General features: G+C 59.2%; 17 protein-coding genes. 15 read left to right on the top strand and 2 right to left on the bottom strand.

Going from position 1 to position 23249, the window contains the following annotated elements:
* Positions 1–3 precede the first annotated feature (3 nt).
* The 7 genes from fepB to NV64_RS05640 all read left to right on the top strand — a co-directional run bounded on the left by fepB (position 4) and on the right by NV64_RS05640 (position 12158).
* Positions 4–963 carry a Fe2+-enterobactin ABC transporter substrate-binding protein gene (gene fepB, locus NV64_RS05670; protein ID WP_199177626.1) on the top strand — a complete coding sequence of 320 codons (960 nt, stop codon included), beginning with the start codon at positions 4–6 and terminating at the stop codon, positions 961–963.
* A complete protein-coding gene (locus tag NV64_RS05665) occupies positions 960–1970 on the top strand; it encodes an iron ABC transporter permease (protein WP_056240815.1) in 1011 nt (336 codons plus the stop codon). The genes fepB and NV64_RS05665 overlap by 4 nt, the downstream gene beginning before the upstream one ends.
* Positions 1967–3013 (top strand): iron chelate uptake ABC transporter family permease subunit, encoded by a 1047-nt coding sequence (locus NV64_RS05660; protein ID WP_056240812.1) that lies wholly within the window; start codon positions 1967–1969, stop codon positions 3011–3013. Before NV64_RS05665 ends, NV64_RS05660 begins: the two co-directional genes overlap by 4 nt.
* 363 nt (positions 3014–3376) lie before the next feature.
* Positions 3377–5512 carry a TonB-dependent receptor gene (locus NV64_RS05655; protein WP_101505505.1) on the top strand — a complete coding sequence of 712 codons (2136 nt, stop codon included), beginning with the start codon at positions 3377–3379 and terminating at the stop codon, positions 5510–5512.
* A gap of 89 nt (positions 5513–5601) precedes the next feature.
* The gene (locus tag NV64_RS05650) at positions 5602–7839 is read left to right on the top strand and encodes a condensation domain-containing protein (RefSeq protein ID WP_101505504.1); all 2238 of its coding nucleotides are present in this window, start codon (positions 5602–5604) and stop codon (positions 7837–7839) included.
* A gap of 691 nt (positions 7840–8530) precedes the next feature.
* Positions 8531–11731, top strand: a complete 3201-nt coding sequence (locus tag NV64_RS05645) for an autotransporter outer membrane beta-barrel domain-containing protein (protein ID WP_158239877.1) — start codon at positions 8531–8533, stop codon at positions 11729–11731.
* 82 nt (positions 11732–11813) lie between these two features.
* On the top strand, positions 11814–12158 hold the full coding sequence (locus NV64_RS05640) for a CaiF/GrlA family transcriptional regulator (RefSeq protein WP_056240799.1): 345 nt from the start codon (positions 11814–11816) through the stop codon (positions 12156–12158).
* A 60-nt stretch (positions 12159–12218) separates the two neighbouring features.
* Here the strand turns inward: NV64_RS05640 and NV64_RS05635 are convergent, their stop codons facing one another.
* Complete coding sequence (locus NV64_RS05635) at positions 12219–12842, bottom strand: hypothetical protein (RefSeq protein WP_056240796.1); 624 nt, start codon at positions 12840–12842, stop codon at positions 12219–12221.
* A gap of 132 nt (positions 12843–12974) precedes the next feature.
* On the bottom strand, positions 12975–13580 hold the full coding sequence (locus tag NV64_RS05630; RefSeq protein WP_056240792.1) for an HD domain-containing protein: 606 nt from the start codon (positions 13578–13580) through the stop codon (positions 12975–12977).
* 62 nt (positions 13581–13642) lie between these two features.
* Between NV64_RS05630 and NV64_RS05625 the strand changes: the two genes are divergently transcribed.
* The 8 genes from NV64_RS05625 (at position 13643) to dppF (ending at position 23177) form a co-directional block, all read left to right on the top strand.
* Entirely contained in the window at positions 13643–14101 is a 459-nt protein-coding gene (locus NV64_RS05625) for a MarR family winged helix-turn-helix transcriptional regulator (protein WP_101505502.1), read from the top strand.
* Between the two features lie 110 nt (positions 14102–14211).
* Positions 14212–14640: an organic hydroperoxide resistance protein gene (locus NV64_RS05620; protein ID WP_056240785.1), complete on the top strand. Its 429-nt coding sequence runs from the start codon at positions 14212–14214 to the stop codon at positions 14638–14640.
* Between the two features lie 466 nt (positions 14641–15106).
* On the top strand, positions 15107–16801 hold the full coding sequence (gene eptB, locus NV64_RS05615; RefSeq protein ID WP_056240782.1) for a kdo(2)-lipid A phosphoethanolamine 7''-transferase: 1695 nt from the start codon (positions 15107–15109) through the stop codon (positions 16799–16801).
* Positions 16802–17452: 651 nt separating this feature from the next.
* Positions 17453–19063 carry a dipeptide ABC transporter periplasmic-binding protein DppA gene (dppA, locus tag NV64_RS05610; protein WP_056240779.1) on the top strand — a complete coding sequence of 537 codons (1611 nt, stop codon included), beginning with the start codon at positions 17453–17455 and terminating at the stop codon, positions 19061–19063.
* A gap of 191 nt (positions 19064–19254) precedes the next feature.
* Positions 19255–20274, top strand: a complete 1020-nt coding sequence (dppB, locus tag NV64_RS05605; protein WP_056240776.1) for a dipeptide ABC transporter permease DppB — start codon at positions 19255–19257, stop codon at positions 20272–20274.
* A gap of 8 nt (positions 20275–20282) precedes the next feature.
* Positions 20283–21185: a dipeptide ABC transporter permease DppC gene (gene dppC, locus NV64_RS05600; RefSeq protein WP_056240772.1), complete on the top strand. Its 903-nt coding sequence runs from the start codon at positions 20283–20285 to the stop codon at positions 21183–21185.
* An 8-nt stretch (positions 21186–21193) separates the two neighbouring features.
* Positions 21194–22180 (top strand): dipeptide ABC transporter ATP-binding protein, encoded by a 987-nt coding sequence (gene dppD, locus NV64_RS05595; protein WP_101505501.1) that lies wholly within the window; start codon positions 21194–21196, stop codon positions 22178–22180.
* On the top strand, positions 22170–23177 hold the full coding sequence (dppF, locus tag NV64_RS05590; RefSeq protein WP_101505500.1) for a dipeptide ABC transporter ATP-binding subunit DppF: 1008 nt from the start codon (positions 22170–22172) through the stop codon (positions 23175–23177). Before dppD ends, dppF begins: the two co-directional genes overlap by 11 nt.
* Positions 23178–23249 lie beyond the last annotated feature (72 nt).

Raw genomic sequence — 23249 nt, 5'->3', positions numbered from 1 at the left:
AATATGAGTAAGACTAATCTGTTATCGCGGTTTATTATGCCGCTGGCGCTGCTGCTGCTGGCGTTCCAGGGGCAGGCGGCAGAAGGCTGGCCACGTGAGTTTAAAAATGCCGACGGCACCACCACCAGCATTCCGGCGCAGCCAAAGCGGGTACTCTCCACTTCGGTGACCGTCACCGGCACGCTGCTGGCGATTGACGCGCCGCTGGCGGGCAGCGCCACCGGCTCGAACAACGACTGGTATGCGCAGTGGGACAGCGTGGCGAAGGCCAAAAAGCTGGAGAAACTGTGGCCGGCCGGCAGCGTCGATCTGGAGCAGGCCTATGCGGTGGCACCGGACCTGATCGTGGTCTCCACCGGCGGGGCCGACTCGGCGAAAGCGCAGCTGGCGGAGTTCCGTAAAATCGCCCCGACCATCGTCGTCGACTACGGCGGCCAGACCTGGCAGGCGCTGGCAGAGAAGCTGGGCGTCGCCACCGGCCACGAGCAGAACGCGGCAGCGCGAATTGCCGAATTTGACCAGACCGTGCAGCAGGCGCGCGCGAAAATCAGCGTGCCGCCGGGCAAAGCCAATATCATCAGCTTCAACGGTGCCGGTATCCCTAACCCGATCGCCACCGCGCGCGGCGTGCACAGCCGCCTGCTGGCGTCCCTCGGTTTCACCATGGAAGACCCGAACCCGGCCTGGCAGACCACCATCAAAGCGCAGAATGATTTTGTCTGGGCCACCTACGAGAACCTGACCCAGCTCACCGCCGAAACCAGCTTCCTGCTGCGCGCGCCGCAGGAGCGGGTGGACGCTTTCCTGCACGATCCGATGCTGGCCAATCTGCCGTCGGTGAAGAGCAGGCGGGTCTATAGCCTCGGGATTAACTCGTTCCGCGTGGATTATTACAGCGCGAACGAGATCGTGCGCGACGTGGTGAAAAACTTCGCTAAGCCTGCGGAAAACGGCGCGCAATGACCCCGATCCTGCCCGCCCGGCTGCGCCGCGCGGGATTTCTCTGCGGCCTGATCCTGCTGCTGCTGCTGGCGCTGGGCAGCGTCTTTATCGGCTCGCGGCCGATCGCACCATCGGTCACCTGGCAGGCGCTGTGGCAGGTTGACGGCCGTAACAGCGAGCATCTGCTGGTGCACTACCTGCGCCTGCCGCGCGCGCTGCTGGGGCTGGTGGTTGGCATCGCGCTCGGCGCGGCAGGAACGGTGATGCAGGCGCTGACCCGCAACCCGCTGGCCGATCCGGGCATTCTCGGGGTCAACGCCGGGGCGACGCTGGCCTGCGTGATGGCGATCGCCTTTCTCGGGCTGGTGGATATCAACCAGTACATCTGGTTTGCGCTGGGCGGCGCGGCGCTGACCGGTGCTGCGGTGTGCGCGCTGGGCGGCCTGCGCGGCAATAACCCGGTACGCATGGTGCTGGCCGGGGCGGCGCTGTCGATCGTGCTGCTGGCGCTGACCTCGCTGATTACCGTCAACAGCGATGAGGCGATCTTCGATCGCTTCCGCCACTGGGCGGTGGGCTCGCTGCAGGGGCGCGGCTACGACGTGCTGCTGCCGACCACGCTGCTGGTGGCGCTGGGCATCGGGCTGGCGCTGCTGCTGGCCCCGGCGCTGGACACGCTGGCGCTGGGGGTGGATCTCGGCAAATCGCTGGGGGTCAATCCGCTGCGCGTCTGGCTGCTGGCCGCGCTGGCGATCGTGCTGCTGTCCGGCGCGGCCACCGCGGCGGCCGGACCGATCGGCTTTATCGGCCTGACCGCACCGCACTTCGCCCGCGCTTTCGCCGGTAACGACCACCGCTGGCTGCTGCCGTACGCGATGCTGCTGTCGGCGCTGCTGATCGTCGCGGCGGATACGCTGGGGCGGCTGGTCGGTTACCCCGGCGAGATCAGCGTTGGCATTATGGTGGCGCTGCTCGGCGGGCCGGTGTTTATCGGCCTGGTACGGCGCTGGAAGAGGGTTCAGCCATGAAACAGGAATGGACGGTTTCCGGCAGCGTGCTGCGCTGGCGGGGAGTGTCACTGCGCTATTCGGCGCGCAACGTGACGGTGTGCGCCGCGCTGCTGCTGCTGGCGCTGGTGATGGGCTGCTATGCAATGACCGTCGGGCGGCTGCCGATTAGCGCGGGCCAGCTGTTTTCGGCGTTAAGCGGCCACGGCGACGGCGGCATGCGCGACCATATCGTGCGCAATATCCGCCTGCCGCGGGTGCTGGTGGCGCTGTTTGTCGGCGCGGCGCTGGGGGTTTCCGGCGCGCTGTTTCAGTCGATTTCGCGCAACGTGCTCGGTTCGCCGGATATCATCGGCTTTACCACCGGCGCGGCCAGCGGCGCGCTGCTGCAGATCGTGCTGTTTGACGGCGGCACCCTGCAGGTGGTGCTGTGGGCGCTGTGCGGCGGGCTGTTCACCGCGCTGGTGGTCTGGCTGCTGGCGCGGCAGAACGGCACGCTGCGCGGCTATCAGCTGATCCTCACCGGCATCGGCGTCGGGGCGATCCTGCATGCCCTTAACGGCCTGCTGCTGGTCAAGGGCGATCTCGATAACTCGGTGTCGGCCAACCTGTGGCTGGCGGGCACCACCGCCGCGCGCAGCTGGGATCACGCGCTGCCGGTGATGGCCGGCTTCGTGCTGCTGCTGCCGCTGATACTGATCGGCGCCCGGCGGCTGAAAATGATGGAGATGGGCGACGACCTCTCCAGCCAGCTGGGTATTCCGGTCGAGCGGATGCGCGCGCTGATGCTGTTTGCCGGGGTGCTACTGGCCGCGGTGGCCACCAGCGCCACCGGGCCGATCGCCTTTGTGGCGCTGGCGGCACCGCAGCTGGTGGTACGCCTGACCCGCAGCCAGGGCATCCCGGTAATGGGCGCGGCGCTGATGGGGGCCTGCCTGCTGATGCTGGCCGACCTGCTGATCCAGCTGCTGCCCGCCGGGCTGACCGTGCCGGTTGGCCGCATGACCGGCATCATCGGCGGCCTGTATCTGCTGTGGCTGCTGACCCGCACGCGACAAATCTGACTCACATAAGTGCCCGTTAGAACGGGCATTTCATGCGAAGTTCAAAATTTCCCCGAAATCTCTCTGATAATGATTTGCATTAGCATGTGCAAATCATTATCCTCCTTAACGAATTTTTACGTTCTGTTGCCAGACCATCTTCCCTGCCGCTTACCCCGAAAAAGCGGCATGACGATGCGCTAAGCCACACAGTGCGCAATGGTTTTGGTATCAGCTGGCGGTAACGCTCTGGCGGATTAGCAGGGATATGCAGTAAATCAGGCCATGATGGCCGGTAAAGCCATTAGTAATGTGAATGATATTGTCGTTTTAACCTTTCAAAACAACAAAAAGCAGTGCGCATCTGGGACAGGAGAAGGACACATGGCTGAGCGCTTAAAGGCTCAAGGACACCCGGCAGCAGGCCTGGTGGTCAAAAGAACAGTTTCATCAATGCTGATTAGTCTGTGCATTTTTGGCGCAGGCAGTGCCGCAGCAGCGGAAACCGCCGCCGCGACCAACGCTAAGCAGGCGGACGCCGCAGAGCAGGATAAAAAAGCCCCGGTGGACGGCACGCTGATCGTCACCGGTGAGAAATCCAACCGCTCAATTTACGACACCGGCTCCAGCGTGAAGGTCTTTGATAAAAACGCCATCGACGCACTGCCGCACGCGGTAGAAATCCGCGACATCATGCAGCAGATCCCCAATATTACCGACGTGGGTCCGGGTAACGATCTGCCGACCGTGCGCGGCCTGGACGGCTCCGGCCCGGCGACGGGTGCAGGTGCGTTTGTCACCGGTAACCGTCCGCGTATCAATATGTCCGTCGATGGCCGTTCTCTTGGCTACAACGAAATGGCCTACAGCAGCCAGTCGCTGTGGGATATGGATCGTGCCGAAGTCTTCCTTGGCCCGCAGAGCTACGTGCAGGGGCGTAATGCCATCGCAGGTGCGGTGGTCATGACCACCCGTAACCCGACCTTTGAGTGGGAGAGCGCGGTAAAAGGCGGCTGGGGCAACCAGCACAGCTCACAGATGGCGGCGATGGTCTCCGGCCCGCTGGTCGAGGATGAGCTGGCCTTCCGCGTCAGCGCCGATCGTCAGCGTCGTCTGAGCTTTGTTGATCTGGTTGACTATGAGCCGTATCCGCACAAGGTTAAAGAGATCGAAACCAACACCGCGCGTATGAAGCTGCTGTATAACCCGTCTTCCCTGCGTGAACTCAGCACCATGCTGACGTTTAACCATTTCGACAGCGTGGCACCACAGAATGAAGCGCTGAGTCCGGAAACGAATCCGAACGTGGCCCGATACGATCGTCGCCGCGCGGTGTTCCAGAGCCAGTACAACAGCACCATCTGGGATATCAGCTGGGAGCAATCCGAGCAGCTGAAACTCTCAAACAAAATGATTTATACCGACTTCAACCAGCATCGTCACCATATCGCCGATTCGCTGGGTGGCGTCAGTGCCAAAGTGGATGGTCACGAGTTCCAGACCTCGCCGCTGGTGAACTTTGCTACAGATGACAATACCTGGCGTGGTCTGGCAGGGCTGAACTTTTTCCGCGCCAGCCAGGACGAGTTTGTGAACCTCGCCTCGTTCTTCGCCGGTGGGGCCAACTTCCGGGATGAAACGCAAACTCAAGCGGCGTTCGCCGAGCTGACGTATGCCTTCAATCCACAGTGGGAGCTGACCGGCTCCAGCCGTATTGAGCGTGAGCACCGTCGCCGTTACGGTATTGGCAGTGCATCCGCCGTTGATTTTGATGAAACATACGATGTGTTCCTGCCTAAGCTGGACCTGGCCTGGCACCCGACCGAGGGCCAGACCTACGGTGCAAAAGTAGCGCGAGGTTATAACGCAGGTGGCGCGGGCGTGACCTTCGCCGCGCCGATCGTTACTTACAGTTATGGTGCGGAATACGTCTGGAACTACGAGCTGTACTCCCGTCATCATATCGACGCGGCAAACCTCGATTTGACCAGTAACATCTTCTATAACGATTACAAAGATATGCAGTTGCCATACAGTCTGGCATCGGGCTCGACGGTGATCCGTAACGCGGATAAAGTCGTCACCTATGGCGCTGAGCTGGGGGCGGTATGGAAGCCGACCTTTGACTTCGAACTGAACGGCGGCGTGGGCCTGCTGAAAACGGAAATCAAAGAGTTCAGCGGCAGCCTGAATGAGGGCAACTCTCTGCCGCGTGCCCCGGGTTACACCGCTAACCTGGGTGCCAGGTATATGCTGTTCCCGGGCTGGGAACTGAGCGGCAACGTTAAGTGGAGTGGCGCTTACTACTCCGCCTATGATAACGACAATCGCGGCCGCATATCGCCGTTCTGGACCTCAAATGCGCAGCTGGCATGGACCTTCCAGTATGGTCGCGCCACCCTGTATGCGCAGAACCTGTTTGATAACGATCACTCTACCAACATCGTCTCTAACGACCGTAACGTGCCAATCACGCTGCGCGATCGCTTAGTCGGTACCACCGTCGAATTTAACTTCTGACACACCGCGTCCGACCCCCGGGGAGCCCTGCGCTCCCCGACCTCTTTTCCGGCCAGTCCGCTGGCACCAGCCGCTAACAGGAGAACAACGTGAACGGCGATCTCATCCAACCAAGTGACTTTGAACAGCAGGAGTGGTTTATCCACCAGCAGCAGATCCCGCCGGTGCAGCATGCGCTGGCCTGGCAGCTGGATGCTGCGCTGGATCTCAACCAGCTGGAACGCGGGCTGGTGGCACTGGTTGCCGCCAACCCCTGCTTCAGCCTGCGCTACCGCTTTGACGATCGCAGCGGCCTGATTAAAACCACCGACGCCGCCGCGCTGCCGCCGGTGTCGCGTCATCCGGCCAGCAGCGTGCAGCAGGCGCTGGACGCCGTAACGCTGCAGCAGGCCAGCGCGTTCGATCTTCACCATACCTCGCCGGTGCGCTTTATGCTGTTCAGCCTGGCGTCCGGCGAAGCGATTCTGGCCGTGATTGCGCACCAGATCCTGGCGGAGCAGCTGTCGTGGGACGCGCTCAGCGCTGCGCTGTCGGCGGCGTATCAGCAGCAGCCCGCGCAGCTGAACGGTCCGGCGGCAGCGGGTTGCGACCTGGCGACCTCCGGTCAGCACGTTGCGCTGACGCTTGCAGGCGTCATCAGCCAGCCGCTGGCGCTGGCCGCCGTCGCTTCTCCGGCGGAAGCCCCGCCGGTAGCCGCTGATAACGCCGCCATCGTGACGGCAATCCTCACTGAATTCCGCGACGCGCTGGCGATGCCGCAGATGCGCGCCGAAGATGACTTCTTCGACCAGGGCGGCCACTCGCTGATTGCCACCCGGGTGATCGGCCGGCTGCTGAGCCTGCATCAGATTGAGGTGAGCATTAACGATCTGTTCAGCTACCCGACCGCGCAGGCGCTGGCTGCCCAGGCGAAACAGCACCAGCCCGCCGCCGCTGCGGCGGCCACGGCGGTAACGCCCTTTAATGAAAAGTCTGCCCCGCTGTCGCTGGCGCAGCAGTCGCTGTGGAAAATCTACGCGGCGATGGGCTATGGCGACATCTTCAACCTGCCGTTTGTGCTGCGTTTTGTGGATGAGGTCGATGAAGAGCTGCTGCATCAGGCGATGCACGATGTGCTGGTGCGTCACGCCGGGCTGCGCACGCTGTTTATGACCACCGATGAGGGGGTGCGCCAGCGTATCGTACCGGCCGCTGAGCTGGGCAACTATCGCTGGTTCTGGCCTTCTGCCGCGGAACAAAAACCCGCCGCGGCGCTGCTGAAACAGGAAGCTGCGCATCTCTTTGATCTGGCTCACGAGCTGCCGCTGCGCCTGCGCTTTACCCGTGACGCCGCCAGCGGCGAGCAGCTGCTGTCGCTGCTGTTCCACCATATGGTGCTGGACGAATGGTCACTTAACCTGATGATGGACGATCTGCAGCAGGCCTACCAGGCACGTGCCGCTGACCGTCTGCCGCAGTGGCAGGAAGCGGCAATCCCGTTCCATGAGTTTGCCATCGGCCAGCATCAGTCGGGCCTCGGCCAGCAGCATCTGAACTACTGGCTGGACACCCTGCGCGGCGTGCCGCTGGGTAAACCGATCTTCTCCGGCCAGGCGGCGGACAGCCAGATCATTGATACCACTACCGATCTCTCTGGCAGCAACCTGGAATTTACCCTGCCGTCGGAGGTGACCGCCGGCCTGTATGCGCTGAGCAAGCGGCACAGCGCCTCGCTGTTTAACGTGGTCTATGCCGGTATCGCCAGCACGCTGCACTTCCTCGGCGGACCGGCGGATATGGTCATCGGTACCTCCGCTTCCGGACGTAACGACGCACGCTACTTTGACACGGTGGGCTACTTCACCACCGTGGTAGCGCACCGACTGCGCTTTGATCGTGCGCCAACGCTGGCCGCGCTGGTAGCTCAGGTGAAAAGCACCATCAACGACTCAATGCCGCACACCGATGTGCCGATCGACATGGTGGAAGAGGCGCTGCTGGGTGAGGGCGCCCGCGAGGATGCGCATATGTTTGAGGCGTTTATCCAGATCCATTCGCGCATCAAGTTGAACGGTGCCTTCACGCTGCCGGACGGCCGGCAGATTGTCTGGCGCCAGGTGGACGGCGATAAGAGCGAATCGATCCTCGGCCTGCAGTTTGAGATCATGGAAGAGTGGGAGGCCGGTGAAAAATCACTGCGTCTGATGATGACTTACCGCAGTGACCACTACACGGCGGCTCAGGCGGAGAAGATCACCGCCACCACCCAGGCGCTGCTGGGGCTGTTCTCACGTCCTTCGGAGAGCGATCCGCTGCTGGCCAGCTTGCGCGCGGAGCTCGCGCTGTAAACTGAAAAGGTACGGGGCACCCGCCCCGTACCTTTTTCTTTGCCTGAAGGCACTGCCTGAGCGCCTTTACCGCGCGGTGCTTTTGGCCCACTCTGCCTGCCTCTTTATCTCTCCCCGTCGGCCTGACTGCTTGTGTACGTAAAAACCTGTTTATCTGATACTCACCTGCTGCCCTTGCTGTGCTCCTGTCCGTTAGCCTGCCCGGTTTTCGTCCCACCGCCTGCGCATTAAGCCAACCCGTTAAACGCTGCACTAATGTTATTACCGTAAGACAACCTGAAAAAAATAATGGATTTTAGTCCATATTTTAATGCGATATTTTATTTTAAATAAAACGCCATTATGTATTTTAAATCTCGCGACATTTTTAGTTTATAGAAATGCAAGTGGGAATGGGTAAAATTTGTTGTGACACACCCTGCAATAACCTACTGATTGATTTAGGTTGTCATGGCGATAATCTTTTTTTGTTTTACAGGGAATACCTGCAATCAACAAACTTCACTGCATTCAATTTTATTTAATTTAAGGGGTGGAGCCTGAGAAGAGTAAATTCGGCGTTAAGGTTTTTTTAATTGACAGAAATAATAATCCTTACTTCTGTAGTAAGCGCGTCTGAATATTTTCATAGAAAACGGCAGCCAGAGAAGGCGGGCTGTTGGTTTTTATTCGATAATAAGGAATGGCAGTGATGAACAAGAAAAAATTCAAATTGAATGCATTAACCGTATCGGTAATGGTTTGCTTTAGCGGTGCGGCGTTGGCAAAAGCCGTACCGGCGGCCCAGGACACGGTTAAGCTGAGTCAGAACGTGAAGGGTGAGTATAACGGTGGCGGTATGGTGGCGATTGGCGGGAGTTACCTGCCACCGAAGGGTAATTTAGCTGCGGGCGATGGTTGGTTGGCGATTAATACCGATACCGCCGGTTTCAAAACGCTGGTGGAAAGCAGCGGTTACACAGGTTACCTCGACCCGGCCAACCCGACTCTTGAAGGAGACGATAATTATCCTCTGAATGAAACTTATCAACGGGCCCTGCACGGTGAACGGCTTGTTCATGCGGTTGGTGCGGATAAAACATCTCAACCGGTCGGTATGGTTAACGGCCTGAAAATGGGTAATAAAGATACCCGTTACCAGAAGACCCAAACGGTGACTCTGTACCAGCGGGATGCCAGCGGCGTCATTCAATATCAGAAAGATGCTAAAGGTAATTTTGTCACAGATAAAAGCGGCCATAAAATCCCGCTGACGGTCAGTAAAACTCTGGTGCTGGATCAGGATCCCGATGTCTTTATCAACCCTGTTTCGCAGGGTGGCGGTCAGTTTGGTCTGCAGGATGCAAAAATTTACTCGCAGGTGAAAAGCATCAATCATCTTGTTGGAGCCGTGGCTGTAGAGGGTAATCTGCAGGAAAATACGATTAACGATCGTGCGCGGGATGTGCTGACGATTAAAAATAGCCTGATCGATAATACGCTGAATAGCGATGCGGAGCGGCTGGGAGCATCCGGCTCCGGTAAGGAAAATAACGGCCATAAATTTAGCGATGAGCACGACTACTCGAAACGTCCTTTTGCCACCGGGCTGAGCATTATTAGCAACAGCGTGGACTACGGTGTGGATAGCGCCGGCAAGGTTATTGCCGGGAAACAGGTACTGACTCATCAGGTCGCCACAGCGCCCAATATTATACTGGATAATACCCAGGTTATCGCACAGAACCTGGCTGCCGTTCGTAGTGATAACCACGACAGGGGGCCAGGCTATAAAAACGACGGCAGCTATCGATACGATGCCGACAAAAATTCCACCGCGGTCTTTATCAGCGGTTCCGGACTTTTTGCCTCGGTTAAAAATAACTCGGTGCTGACCGGTGGCGTGAATAATGCCGGCTATGCACTGAAAATTAACGGCCATGCTAACCGGGTAGACGTCAACAGCTCGACCCTGAACGGTGATGTGCAGGTGTTACACGACGGCTATCAGCCGGTGATCAACGTGACCGTGCAAAAGGATGCCAAAACGGGCGACTATACGGCTACCGGAGCCTCTGTGGCCGGTGCGTCGCCGCTGGACCGCACCCATAACGGTACCGCGCTGAATATCACCAATAACAGCGTGGTGAACGGCAATATCTATGCCGGCGGCGATACCGCTTACGCGGTGCAACTCACCGATGTGACCGATCCGAAGGCGGTGGTAATCCTTACTCCGCAGGAGGTCAGCGGCTCTCCGAGCGCGAACGGTATCTATAACAACGCGATCAACAGCATCAACCAGACGCTAATCACCAATAGCGGAAATGCCTGGACGCCAGTGAGCGTGGCACTGGATCACAGCACGCTGAATGGCAGCGTCAGCGGCATTACCCGCGTCGCTCAGCCGGATGGCAGCGCGGTGATCTCGATGAATCCCGATCTCAGCGTGAAAAATGGCGCGGTATGGAACGCGGCGGCAACCGGCAAGGGCGGCCTGGTGCAGAGCCACGTGCACGACCTGAACCTGTCCGGCTCGACGCTGAACCTGGTCAACCTGGATGAACGCACCGCCACGCTGGGCGATCGCGGACGTTATCAGGATCTGAGCAGCGCGCGTGTGACCGTGCACGGCAACCTGACCCAGGATAAAGACGCCAAAGGCCAGTATCAGGGTTCTGTCATCAATATCGGTAAAGCGGTGGTCGATCCGTTGATCAACCTTGGCGGTGACTATGTCTGGGGCTCGATGCAGGTGCGCGGTACGGCGCAGGGTAACTACCAGCTGCGCGTTGCCAGCTCGGGCGTTGAGCCACATGCGCTGAATGGCCTGGTGGCGAGCCCGGGTGAAACCAGCCCGCACAGCTTCGTCAACTACCTGGAGAAGGGCAGCGATGCCCACTTCACCGGCAGAACCGAACTGGGTGCCTGGCAGTATGCGGCAGCGGATGTCAGCAACGACACCGTGCACGGCGAACGTAACGTGTACTTTAAAAAAACCGGTGAGCTGTCGAACAGCGCGGCCACAGCGCTGAGCATGGCGGCGTCACAGGTTAACGTTGCCGAGCAGGAGAGCGATGCGCTGAACCAGCATTTCAACGCGTCACGCCACGCCAGGGATGAAGGTGGCGTGTGGGTCAGCTATTTCGGCGGCAAGTCTGATAATAAAACCAACGCCGGTGCCGCTTACGATGTGCGGACCAACGGTGTGATGGTCGGTGTCGATAACCTGTTTGACGCCAAAGGCGGCGGCAGCTGGCTGGGCGGCCTGGCATTCTCATCTGCCCGTTCAGACGTTAAGGTGATGAACAGCAGCGGCGATCTCGACAGCTACGGTGCGCAGTTCTACCTGTCACGTCGTTTTGAGAACGGTGTTTTTGTTGATACCGCGGCGCAGTTCACCCACTTCAGCAACAGTGGCGACGCCCACATGCTTGACGGCCAGCGTTCCCGTTCAGACTTCTCCACCAACGGCTACGGCCTGGGGATGAAGATCGGTTATGCCTGGCAGTACGAAGGCTTCTTTGCTGACCCGTACATCAAAGCAACCGGACGTACCTTTGACGGCATGCACTACACCATGAATAACGGCATGGTGGTGAAAGGGGACGACTATAAGTCACTGCAGGGCGAAATCGGTGCCGATGTGGGTTACACGTTTGAAATTCAGCAGGGCTACGTTAAACCCTATCTGCACCTGGCGGCGATCAACGAGTTTGCTGACAGCAATGAGATGAAAATCAACAACCATACCTTCAACAACAGCATTGATAACGCGGCCTTCCAGATTGGGACCGGGGCTGAAGTTAAGCTGATGCAAAACGTCGGCGGCTACGCCAGCTTCACCTATACCAAGGGCAATGATATTGAGCGCCCATGGCAGGCTAACGTTGGCGTCAATTACTCCTGGTAATGAAAACGCCCCCGCGCTCTTCAGACTGCGGGGGCCTTTCTATCCGCAGGGAGGGCGAGACACTTATCAGGGATGGAGAACGATGAATGATGCCGGTAAGACCCCTTCTGTTGCCAAACCTGGCAGAATCGCCAAAGTGGTGCAGCAACGTAACCATGAAGGTAGCCGTATTCCTGCCGAACTGGCCAGGTATGCCGGCCAGCCCTTATATATGCTGATCGCCTTGTGGTGCTGGAAGCAGAAAAGGTGGGTGGATCATAAAACTATTTCATCCGTGTTTGAGATCACCGAGCGACGCGCGTCGTTTCAGGTTTCCTATCTGACGCAAAAAAGCGATCGCATTCAGCTGCAGGTGAGAAAGGTCAAATCTGAAGGGGCGCAACGGATCTCTCGGGAAATATGGGTACAACGTGTGAAATGGCGCTAGCATCGTCGGGTAACGTCACAGGCAGCCTGAACGCTGCCTGCTCCATCATCAGGCAACCGCTTAAGCCGGTTGCCTTTTTATTGTCAGGCACGGGCAGACGTAGATCAGCGTAGCAAACAGGCACAGGCTGTAGCCCAGCAGTTCGCTGCCCTCTTCGGCCATGTTTTTTACCGTGCGGTTGTAGCCGTCCAGCATCAGGGTCTGCCATAGCTCATGCATGCCGAAAAAGCGTGAAAACACCAGAATCGTCAGCATACCTGCCGACATCATGCCCCAGCCGGGAGCGCGCATAAAGTCAGCCAGCCCGGCGATCAGCAGACGCGGCTGGCGGCACGCCAGCAGCAGGCTGACCAGGGTCAGGGTCAGCGCAAACCAGAACCAGCTGCCGTGGTGCAGCAGATCGAACAGGAAATCCAGCTCGCGGATCAGCATACAGCCGAAGAAGCCGGCCACCAGCAGCAGCAGCGGGCGTTCGGCCGGCAGACGCCTGGCGCGGCGATAAAACAGCAGGGCGATGACCGCGAGGATCAGCTCCTGGGTGATTTCGGTAAATGAGGTTTCATGCAGCGCGTTGTGCATCCACACCACATCAATAAATACCAGCCCCATCATCGCGCTAAGAAAGGCGGCAAAGGCCAGAAAGGTGATGGTGGTGTTTCTGATAATTTTCAAATCGGTCGACATAATTTTCCCCGTTACGCTGGCAAAACGGGGGAGTGTAGGCAATTGAGCGCTCAATTCCTCGCATTCTATGCCCTGCAACCGGCAACCGCACAAAATGCGTGTTAAGGCGTTTTTATCGTCGCGTTTCGTCGCTTATTCGCCGATTTTGTGCGCAAGCTGGCGATATTTTTCGGCCTGACGGTCGAACCACGCCGGCGGCACGTTGTAGGGTGGCTGGCTGAGCCGGGCGATACCCTGCTCAACGATCTGCGATGCCTGGTTAAACAGCTGGCGATCGCCCTTGGTCAGCAGGGCAATTTGCAGACGCTTTTCCACCAGATAAATGCGCGCGAAGTGGGGATCGAAATCGATAATCGCGCGGGTATTGTCAATAATATCCGCCAGTTTGATGGTCTGTGCCGCCGGTGAAGCGTGCGCGGTGTGTTCAAAATGTGCGACTTTGCGCGCCGTGCGGTTCTGGCCGGGCCTGTCGCCGCTGTTGGTCAGCTCGGCGACCAGAGCGGCCACCCGCTCGCCAAAATGGCTGCTAAGATCGCCCCCGGTGCTGGTGGTATCCTCTACCGTGTCGTGCAGCCAGGCCGCGGCCAGCATCTGCTCATCATCGCTGACGCTGCGCACCAGCTCGACTACCGCCGCCGGATGAACGATATAGGGTTCATCGGTATATTTGCGCCGCTGCCCCGCATCCGCATGGGCTTTGCTGGCGTAGCGCCGCGCGCGTTCTTCCAGTGATTGCATGGTTTTCTCCCCTGAAATAAAATTGCTTGCAATTGTATAGTGCACTATTTATATTTTCTCTCATGACTACAGATAAAGATGACAAACAACCGGCAGATGCGCCACTGTTGCTCGACCAGCAGCTGTGCTTCGCGCTCTATTCGGCCAACCTGGCGCTGCACAAGCTGTACCGGCAACTGCTGGCTCCGCTGGAGATCACCTATCCGCAGTACCTGGTGATGATGGTGCTGTGGCAGCAGGATGACGTAACGGTTTCGCAGATTGGCGAGCGTCTTTTTCTCGATTCTGCCACGCTGACCCCGCTGTTAAAACGACTGGAAAGCGCCGGCCTGCTGCTGCGGCAGCGTTCGCGTCAGGATGAACGTCAGGTGGCGGTGACGCTGACCGACGCCGGGCGCGGCCTGCGGGATAAGGCATTATCGATTCCGGATTCGGTACGCTGCGCGTCAGCCTGCGATCTGGAACAGCTGCAGTCGCTGAAGGGCCAGCTGGAATCGCTGCGCGATAATCTGCAGGGTTAATGAGGCAGGGGGGGATCCCGCTGCCTGCATCAGAGACAGGTTTTGTTATTTATGTAGTGCGCGATTTAATCGCAAAATATATTCCTGATTCACTTACAGAGGGCTATACCATGTCATTAGAAAAAGTCGTTTACCGTGCAAAAGCGAAAGCCACCGGCGGCCGTGATGGCCGTGCCACCTCGTCCGACGGCGTACTGGACGTCAAACTGGGCGTGCCGAAAGAGATGGGCGGTCTGGGCGGCGAAGTGACCAACCCGGAGCAGCTGTTTGCCGCCGGTTACTCGGCCTGCTTCCTGGGCGCGATGAAGTTTGTCGCCGGTCGCGACAAGATTGCCATGCCTAAAGAGGCATTTATCGAAGGTCAGGTCGGCATTGGTCCGATCCCTACCGGCTTTGGCATTGAGGCGCAGCTGGATATCCACCTGCCGGGAATGGATGAGGCCGAGGCTCAGCGTCTGGTTGATGCAGCGCATATCGTCTGCCCGTACTCCAACGCCACCCGCGGCAATATCGACGTCACGCTGAACATCCTGCGCTGACACCGCGAACGCCCGCCCCAGCCCCGGCGGCGGGCCGCCGGCTCATCCTGCCCTGAGGATACCGGCGTACCCGCCAGCGCTGCCGGGTTGCCTTCAGCAAAGGCTGCGGATTCAGCGTACCCGCCTTTGCCGCCGCGACTGGCCCGTTCACCGACCCCGGGCGGGCTGTCCCCCGTCCGGGGCGGATTACCGCTGGCGTGACCATGAACGGAAAATATCGTCTTTTTTGCGAAATCCTGACTTTTTAAAATGTTTTTACAGCCTTTGACAGACTAATTTCCGCCGCTGTGCTTAACTGGCGCCCTGCTTTCAGGAAACACCCCCACTTTCGTCATCAGAACACTCTGGTAATCGACGGCCTTGCGGATAATCGGCTCTCCGGTCGAACTCTGAAGCGGCATCAGGGTCTGACTAGCGTTTAGATCGTGTTTGGGTTTTGTTCAGATTACGCCAGGATTATGCTCGCATGAATTTTATAAAGTCTCTTAGCCAGCAGAAGGTCTGTCTGCTGCTGGCCTTCTATATTGGTATTTTGCTCAACCTGCCGGTTTTTTACCGTCGTTTTGAACCCTATCTTGCTGAATTTAAAGCCATGCAGTGGCTGTCGGCGCTGGCCGAAGTGCTGGCGGCAACCCTGCTGACCTTCGTGCTGCTGCGCGTGCTGTCGCTGGGCGGGCGCTGGTTCTACCGGCTGACCGCCAGCGTACTGGTGCTGGTCTCGGTCTCGGCCAGCTACTACATCGCCAACTTTAACGTGGTGATCGGCTACGGCATCGTCGCCTCGGTGATGACCACCGACGTCGATCTGTCGAAAGAGGTGATCGGTCTGCACTTCGTGCTGTGGATGGTGCTGGGCAGCGTGCTGCCGCTGCTGCTGCTGTGGCTCAACCCGCAGCAGATGACGCTGCTGGCACAGCTGAAAACCCGCGGTCAGCGGCTGAAACCGCTGCTGACCCTGCTGCTGGCGGTGGCGCTGGTCTGGCTGCCGATCCGCTACTTTGACCGCACACAAAGCGCCAACGAGAAGCTGACCAACGTCGACCTGCCCAGCTACGGCGGGGTGGTGGCGCACTCTTACCTGCCGTCTAACTGGCTGTCGGCGCTCGGGCTGTTCGCTTACACCACCTATGACGAGAAGATGCACGGCGAGTCGCTGTTCGACCCGGCGAAAAACTTTACCTATCAGGCCCCGGCCGGGATTGATGATACCTACGTGGTGTTTGTGATCGGTGAAACCACCCGCTGGGACCATATGGGCCTGCTGGGCTACGACCGTGATACCACGCCGAAGATGGCGCGGGAGAAAAACCTGGTGGCGTTCCGCGGCGAGTCCTGCGACACCGCCACCAAGCTGTCGCTGCGCTGCATGTTTGTGCGCGAAGGCGGCACCATGGATAACCCGGGCCGCACGCTGAAGGAGCAGAACGTGTTTGCGGTGCTGAAAGAGCTGGGCTTCAGCTCGGAGCTGTTCGCCATGCAGAGCGAGGTGTGGTTCTACAACAACACCGACGCCGACAGCTATTCGTTCCGCGAACAGATTGGTTCCGAAAAGCGCAACCAGGGTAAATCGGTCGACGATATGCTGCTGGTGCCGGAGCTGAAGGCCTCGGTCGACCGGCACCCGCAGGGTAAACACCTGGTGGTGCTGCACACCAAAGGCTCGCACTACCTCTACTCCCAGCGCTATCCGCGCGAGTTCGCCCGCTACCAGCCTGAGTGCATGGGCGTGGACGATACCTGCAGCAAAGCGATGCTGATTAACGCCTTCGATAACTCGGTGCTTTATACCGACTCGGTGCTCGACAGCGTGTTTGACCAGCTGCGCGATAAGAAAGCCATCGTGTTCTACGCCGCCGACCACGGTGAGTCAATCAGTGAGAATATGCACCTGCACGGCACGCCGCGGCAGATGGCGCCGCCGGAGCAGTTCCGCGTGCCGATGATCGTCTGGGCCTCCGACAGCTGGCTGGCCGAGCCGACGAACCAGCAGGCGTTCGATCGCCTGCGGGCGCAGCAGCGCGCCGGGGCCACGCACCGCCACGTCGAGCTGTATGACACCATTCTGGGTTGCCTGGGTTACACCTCGCCGAACGGCGGCATTAATCCGGCCAACAACTGGTGTGCCGATCCGCAGGCGAAAGCCGCCCCCGCGAAACCCTGATCTCCGTATGACCCCGGCCCTGACGGGCCGGGTCCTTCCCTGGTAAGCCGCGATCCCCTGCGATCGGTCATCACCGTAGATTATGCTGCATGCCGGTATCTCCTTTGCCCTGCTTCCCCGCGCGTGGCGCACTGATTTACCGCGTAAAAGCGGCAACCTGCCAGTAATCAGTCACTTATTTCGCATCGCGTATTACTCTGCTCAATGTTGCGTTGTATATATGAAAATACAGCGACTGTTGCAGCATTTTTATCTATAAGTTAGCCATATGGACAACTTTATCGCGCCATAACGCACCACATAGAGATTAATTTTGGCGTTTTTTCGCAATGAAACTGACTGGTTTGTCGCTAAATATCCAGCATGAAATAGCGTTTATTTTAATATCTTAAAACGGTAACGCTAAAAATGTGCTCGAATTGTTTTTTTTATCGTTGCTTGCAGTGACTCACACTCTGCGTAAATACCCTTCGTTTGTATTGACGTTACCTGCAACAGTTGCCAAATTGGAGCCTCACTACAAAAGGTAAGGGAATGTAATTCCGACTAATCCTGGTGACGCCGCAAGGCACCACGCACAGATCACTCAAAAAAAACGATCGGCGTACAGCAAACAACAACACAACATCACATGACTACTGGAGCACACGAATGACCCACTCCGCCAAAAAATCCGCCATGCTAAAGGTCGGCCTTAGCGCCATTGCGCTGCTGATCACCGCTGGCGTGCAGGCCAAAACGCTGGTGTACTGTTCTGAAGGTTCGCCGGAGGGTTTTAACCCGCAGCTGTTTACCTCGGGCACCACCTATGACGCCAGCTCGGTGCCGATCTATAACCGCCTGCTGGAGTTCAAGACCGGCACCACCGAACTGGTTCCGGGCCTGGCGGAGAAATGGGACGTCAGTGAAGACGGTAAAACCTACACCTTCCACCTGCGTAAAGGCGTGAAGTGGCAGACCACCAAAGATTTTAAGCCAACCCGCGAGTTTAACGCCGATGACGTGGTGTTCTCGTTTGAGCGCCAGCTGGATAAAAACAACAAGTATCACAACGTCTCCGGCGGCAGCTACGAGTACTTCGAAGGCATGGATATGCCGAAGCTGATCAGCAAAATTGAGAAGGTGGACGATCACACCGTTCGCTTTGTTCTGACCCGCCCGGAAGCGCCGTTCCTCGCCGATCTGGGCATGGACTTCGCTTCAATCCTCTCCGCCGAATATGCCGACAACATGCTGAAAGCCGGCACCCAGGACAAACTTGACCTGAACCCGGTCGGTACCGGCCCGTTCCAGCTGCTGCAGTACCAGAAAGACTCCCGCATTCTGTATAAGGCCAACCCGGACTACTGGGGCAGCAAGCCGAAGATTGACCGCCTGGTGTTCTCGATCACCCCGGACGCCTCGGTGCGCTATGCCAAAATGCAGAAGGGCGAGTGCCAGGTGATGCCGTACCCGAACCCGGCCGATATCGCGCGCATGAAGGAAGATAAAAACATCAACCTGATGCAGATGCCGGGCCTGAACGTCGGTTACGTCTCGTTCAACACCGAGAAGAAGCCGCTGGACGAGGTCAAGGTGCGCCAGGCGCTGACGCTGGCCGTTAACAAGCAGGCGATCATCGACGCGGTTTACCAGGGCGCGGGCCAGGCAGCGAAAAACCTGATCCCACCGACCATGTGGGGCTACAACGACAGCGTTAAGGACTACAGCTACGACGTCGAAAAAGCCAAAGCGCTGCTGAAAGAAGCGGGCAAGGCGGACGGTTTCGCCATCGACCTGTGGGCGATGCCGGTGCAGCGTCCGTATAACCCGAACGCGCGCCGCATGGCCGAGATGATCCAGAGCGACTGGGCGAAAATCGGCGTGAAGGCCAAAATCGTCACCTATGAGTGGGGCGAGTACCTGAAACGCGCCAAAGCCGGTGAGCACCAGACGGTAATGATGGGCTGGACCGGCGACAACGGGGACCCGGACAACTTCTTCGCGACCCTGTTCAGCTGCGCCGCGGCAAAAGACGGCTCCAACTATTCACGCTGGTGCTACAAACCGTTTGAAGACCTGATCCAGCCGGCGCGTGCCGAAGCCGATCACAACAAGCGCATTGAGTACTACAAGCAGGCGCAGGTGGTGATGCACGACCAGGCGCCGGCGCTGATCGTTGCCCACTCCACCGTCTATGAGCCGGTCAGCAAAAAAGTGTCTGGCTACGTAGTCGATCCACTGGGCAAACACCACTTCGATAACGTGGACATCCAGGAGTAATGCTCAGGGCCGGTGAGAACCGGTCCTGAGGACTTTCTGCCGGGGCCGCCGCGTGGCCCCTTTGCCCGGAAGCAAAACCAGGTCGTCAAGGCGCAGTCCGCTGCGTCGCGGAGGCGTTCACGCCGCCGCAGGATGTGAGCAATAATAATCCCGTTGGCTACGGTCGGCGGGAACACAAGAGAATCCGGATTATGCTGCAGTTCATACTCCGACGTCTGGGACTTGTCATCCCAACGTTTATTGGTATCACCCTGTTAACCTTTGCGTTTGTCCACATGATCCCCGGTGACCCGGTGATGATTATGGTCGGCGAACGCGGGATCTCCCCTGAACGTCACGCCGAACTGATGGCCCAGCTGGGGCTGGATAAGCCGCTGTGGCAGCAGTACATCACCTATATCAACGGCGTGCTGCACGGCGATTTAGGCCTGTCGCTGAAAAGCCGCGTGCCGGTGTGGGACGAGTTCGTACCGCGCTTTAAGGCCACGCTGGAGCTGGGCGTCTGCGCGATGCTGTTTGCTATCGCCGTCGGTATCCCGGTAGGCGTGCTGGCGGCGGTCAAACGCGGTTCCATTTTCGATCACACCGCCGTCGGCATCTCGCTGACCGGCTATTCGATGCCGATCTTCTGGTGGGGCATGATGCTGATCATGCTGGTCTCGGTGCAGCTGAACCTGACGCCGGTCTCCGGCCGCATCGGCGATACCGTGTTTCTTGATGACAGCCAGCCGCTGACCGGCTTTATGCTGATCGATACCCTGATCTGGGGCGAGCCGGGCGACTTCGAAGACGCGGTGATGCATATGATCCTGCCCGCCATCGTGCTCGGCACCATCCCGCTGGCGGTGATCGTGCGTATGACCCGCTCTTCGATGCTGGAAGTGCTCAGCGAAGACTACATCCGCACCGCGCGCGCCAAAGGGCTGACGCCGCTGCGGGTGATCGTGGTGCACGGGCTGCGTAACGCCATGCTGCCGGTGGTCACGGTGATTGGTCTGCAGGTGGGTACGCTGCTGGCCGGGGCGATCCTCACCGAAACCATCTTCTCGTGGCCGGGCCTTGGCCGCTGGCTGATCGACGCGCTGCAACGCCGCGACTATCCGGTGGTGCAGGGCGGCGTGCTGATGGTGGCCACGCTGATTATCCTCGTCAACCTGCTGGTTGACCTGCTTTACGGCGTGGTTAACCCGCGCATTCGCCACAGAAAATAGGGGGCCATATGTCTGTGATCAATTCGGGCAGCGCCGCTGCTGCCCCCAAGCCGATGACCCCGTTACAGGAATTCTGGCACTACTTTAAGCGTAATAAAGGCGCGGTGATCGGCCTGGTGTACGTGGTTCTGATGATGTTAATCGCCATTTTTGCCAACGTGCTGGCACCGCACGCGCCGTCCGAGCAGTTCCGCCAGGCGCTGCTGCAGCCGCCGGTGTGGCATGAAAACGGCAGCTGGCAGTTCCTGCTGGGCACCGATGACGTCGGCCGTGACGTGCTGTCGCGCCTGATGTACGGCGCGCGGCTGTCGCTGCTGGTCGGCTGCCTGGTGGTGGTGCTGTCGCTGGTGATGGGCGTGGTGTTTGGCCTGCTGGCTGGCTACGTCGGCGGGGCGGTTGACGCGGCGATTATGCGTTTAGTCGACATCATGCTGGCGCTGCCGAGCCTGCTGCTGGCGCTGGTGCTGGTGGCGATTTTCGGCCCGTCGATCGTTAACGCCTCGCTGGCGCTGACCTTTGTCGCCCTGCCGCACTACATCCGCCTGACCCGCGCCGCGGTGCTGGTGGAGACCACCCGCGACTACGTCACCGCCTCGCGCGTGGCCGGGGCCGGGCCGCTGCGGCAGATGTTTATCAATATCTTACCTAACTGCCTGGCACCGCTGATCGTGCAGGCGTCATTGGGCTTCTCCAACGCGATCCTCGATATGGCCGCGCTGGGTTTCCTGGGAATGGGCGCACAGCCGCCGACGCCGGAGTGGGGCACCATGCTCTCCGACGTATTGCAGTACGCGCAGAGCGCCTGGTGGGTGGTAACCTTCCCTGGCGTGGCGATACTGCTGACGGTACTGGCGTTTAACCTGATGGGCGACGGATTACGCGACGCTCTCGACCCGAAACTCAAACAGTAGGCAGCGCGATGGCACTCTTAACAGTAAACCAACTTTCGGTGCACTTCGGTGACGAAAAGGCACCCTTCCGCGCCGTCGACCGCATCAGCTATCAGGTTGAGCAGGGGCAGGTGGTCGGCATCGTCGGCGAGTCCGGCTCCGGTAAATCGGTCAGCTCGCTGGCGATCATGGGTCTGATTGACTATCCCGGCCGGGTGATGGCCGAGCAGCTGGTGTTTAACCAGCGCGATCTGCAGCGCATCTCCGAAAAAGAGCGCCGCCAGCTGGTCGGCTCGGAAGTGGCGATGATTTTCCAGGACCCGATGACCAGCCTCAACCCCTGTTACACCGTCGGCTTCCAGATTATGGAAGCGATCAAGGTGCACCAGGGCGGCAACCGCCGCACCCGGCGTCAGCGGGCGATTGACCTGCTGACCCAGGTGGGCATTCCCGATCCGGCCTCGCGGCTGGACGTTTACCCGCACCAGCTCTCCGGCGGCATGAGCCAGCGCGTGATGATCGCCATGGCCATCGCCTGCCGGCCGAAGCTGCTGATTGCCGATGAGCCGACCACCGCGCTCGACGTGACCATCCAGGCGCAGATCATCGAGCTGCTGCTGGATCTGCAGCGTCAGGAGAATATGGCGCTGATCCTGATCACCCACGATCTGGCGCTGGTGGCCGAGGCCGCACAGCACATCATCGTGATGTACGCCGGGCAGGTGGTGGAAACCGGGCCGGCGGCGCAGCTGTTTAAGGCACCGCGGCACCCGTACACCCAGGCGCTGCTGCGCGCGCTGCCGGAGTTCTCCAGCGACAAAGCGCGGCTGGCGTCCCTGCCGGGCGTGGTGCCGGGCAAATATGACCGCCCCGACGGCTGCCTGCTGAACCCGCGCTGCCCGTACGCCACCCAACGCTGTCGTACCGAAGAGCCGGCCATGCATGAACGGGCCGGACGTTATGCGAAATGCCATTTCCCACTGGATGACGCCGGGAGACCCGTCTATGAAGCCTGAAAATCTCAATCCGGCGCTGCTGATGCAGGCGATCGACCTGAAAAAACACTACCCGGTGAAAAAGGGCCTGTTCGGCCAGGAGCGGCTGGTCAAGGCGCTGGACGGCGTCTCGTTTAACCTGGAACGCGGCAAAACGCTGGCGGTGGTCGGCGAGTCCGGCTGCGGAAAGTCGACGCTGGGTCGTCTGCTGACCATGATTGAAACGCCCACCGAGGGCCAGCTCTATTACCAGGGCCAGGATCTGCTGCAGCCCGACCCTAAAGCACAGCAGCTGCGCCGGCAGAAAATTCAGATCGTCTTCCAGAACCCTTATGGTTCACTGAACCCGCGTAAGAAAGTCAGCCAGATTCTGGAAGAGCCGCTGATGATTAACACCACGCTGAGCCGGGCGGAACGCCGCGAGAAAACGCTGGAGATGATGGCGAAGGTCGGGCTGAAAACCGAACACTATGACCGCTATCCGCATATGTTCTCCGGCGGTCAGCGCCAGCGTATCGCCATTGCCCGCGGGCTGATGCTGGACCCGGACGTGCTGATCGCCGATGAGCCGGTGTCGGCGCTGGACGTGTCGGTGCGTGCCCAGGTGCTGAACCTGATGATGGATCTGCAGCAGGAGCTGGGACTCTCTTACGTGTTTATCTCCCACGATTTGTCGGTGGTCGAGCACATTGCTGATGAAGTGATGGTGATGTATCTCGGCCGTTGCGTGGAGCAGGGCAGTAAGGAGGCGATTTTCGCCAACCCGCGCCATCCCTATACCCAGGCGCTGCTCTCTGCGACGCCGCGCCTCAACCCTGACGATCGGCGCGAACGTATTAAGCTGACCGGCGAGCTGCCCAGCCCGCTGAATCCGCCGCCGGGCTGCGCGTTTAACGCCCGCTGCCGCCGGCGGATGAGCAGCTGCACCCAGCTGCAGCCGCAGCTGAAACGTTTTGGTGAACAGCAGGTGGCCTGTTTTGCCGTTGAGCAGGATGAGGCAACGCTGCCGACGCCGTAAGGTTCGGCTAAGGGGACAGGGAGGTCGCCTTAGCTGAAATTTTCATTAACGCTAGCGGAATAACGGTAATGT

The organism is Erwinia sp. B116 (genome assembly GCF_002865965.1).
Taxonomy (GTDB): domain Bacteria; phylum Pseudomonadota; class Gammaproteobacteria; order Enterobacterales; family Enterobacteriaceae; genus Erwinia.
This window is presented reverse-complemented; position numbering and strand designations above follow the sequence as displayed.

What these genes read in the sequence shown, in the direction of transcription:
- fepB (WP_199177626.1), top strand. Translation starts at nt 4, where the DNA reads ATGAGTAAGACTAATCTGTTATCGCGGTTTATTATGCCGCTGGCGCTG.
- NV64_RS05665 (WP_056240815.1), top strand. Translation starts at nt 960, where the DNA reads ATGACCCCGATCCTGCCCGCCCGGCTGCGCCGCGCGGGATTTCTCTGC.
- NV64_RS05660 (WP_056240812.1), top strand. Translation starts at nt 1,967, where the DNA reads ATGAAACAGGAATGGACGGTTTCCGGCAGCGTGCTGCGCTGGCGGGGA.
- NV64_RS05655 (WP_101505505.1), top strand. Translation starts at nt 3,377, where the DNA reads ATGGCTGAGCGCTTAAAGGCTCAAGGACACCCGGCAGCAGGCCTGGTG.
- NV64_RS05645 (WP_158239877.1), top strand. Translation starts at nt 8,531, where the DNA reads ATGAACAAGAAAAAATTCAAATTGAATGCATTAACCGTATCGGTAATG.
- NV64_RS05640 (WP_056240799.1), top strand. Translation starts at nt 11,814, where the DNA reads ATGAATGATGCCGGTAAGACCCCTTCTGTTGCCAAACCTGGCAGAATC.
- NV64_RS05635 (WP_056240796.1), bottom strand. Translation starts at nt 12,842, where the DNA reads ATGTCGACCGATTTGAAAATTATCAGAAACACCACCATCACCTTTCTG.
- NV64_RS05630 (WP_056240792.1), bottom strand. Translation starts at nt 13,580, where the DNA reads ATGCAATCACTGGAAGAACGCGCGCGGCGCTACGCCAGCAAAGCCCAT.
- NV64_RS05625 (WP_101505502.1), top strand. Translation starts at nt 13,643, where the DNA reads ATGACTACAGATAAAGATGACAAACAACCGGCAGATGCGCCACTGTTG.
- NV64_RS05620 (WP_056240785.1), top strand. Translation starts at nt 14,212, where the DNA reads ATGTCATTAGAAAAAGTCGTTTACCGTGCAAAAGCGAAAGCCACCGGC.
- eptB (WP_056240782.1), top strand. Translation starts at nt 15,107, where the DNA reads ATGAATTTTATAAAGTCTCTTAGCCAGCAGAAGGTCTGTCTGCTGCTG.
- dppA (WP_056240779.1), top strand. Translation starts at nt 17,453, where the DNA reads ATGACCCACTCCGCCAAAAAATCCGCCATGCTAAAGGTCGGCCTTAGC.
- dppB (WP_056240776.1), top strand. Translation starts at nt 19,255, where the DNA reads ATGCTGCAGTTCATACTCCGACGTCTGGGACTTGTCATCCCAACGTTT.
- dppC (WP_056240772.1), top strand. Translation starts at nt 20,283, where the DNA reads ATGTCTGTGATCAATTCGGGCAGCGCCGCTGCTGCCCCCAAGCCGATG.
- dppD (WP_101505501.1), top strand. Translation starts at nt 21,194, where the DNA reads ATGGCACTCTTAACAGTAAACCAACTTTCGGTGCACTTCGGTGACGAA.
- dppF (WP_101505500.1), top strand. Translation starts at nt 22,170, where the DNA reads ATGAAGCCTGAAAATCTCAATCCGGCGCTGCTGATGCAGGCGATCGAC.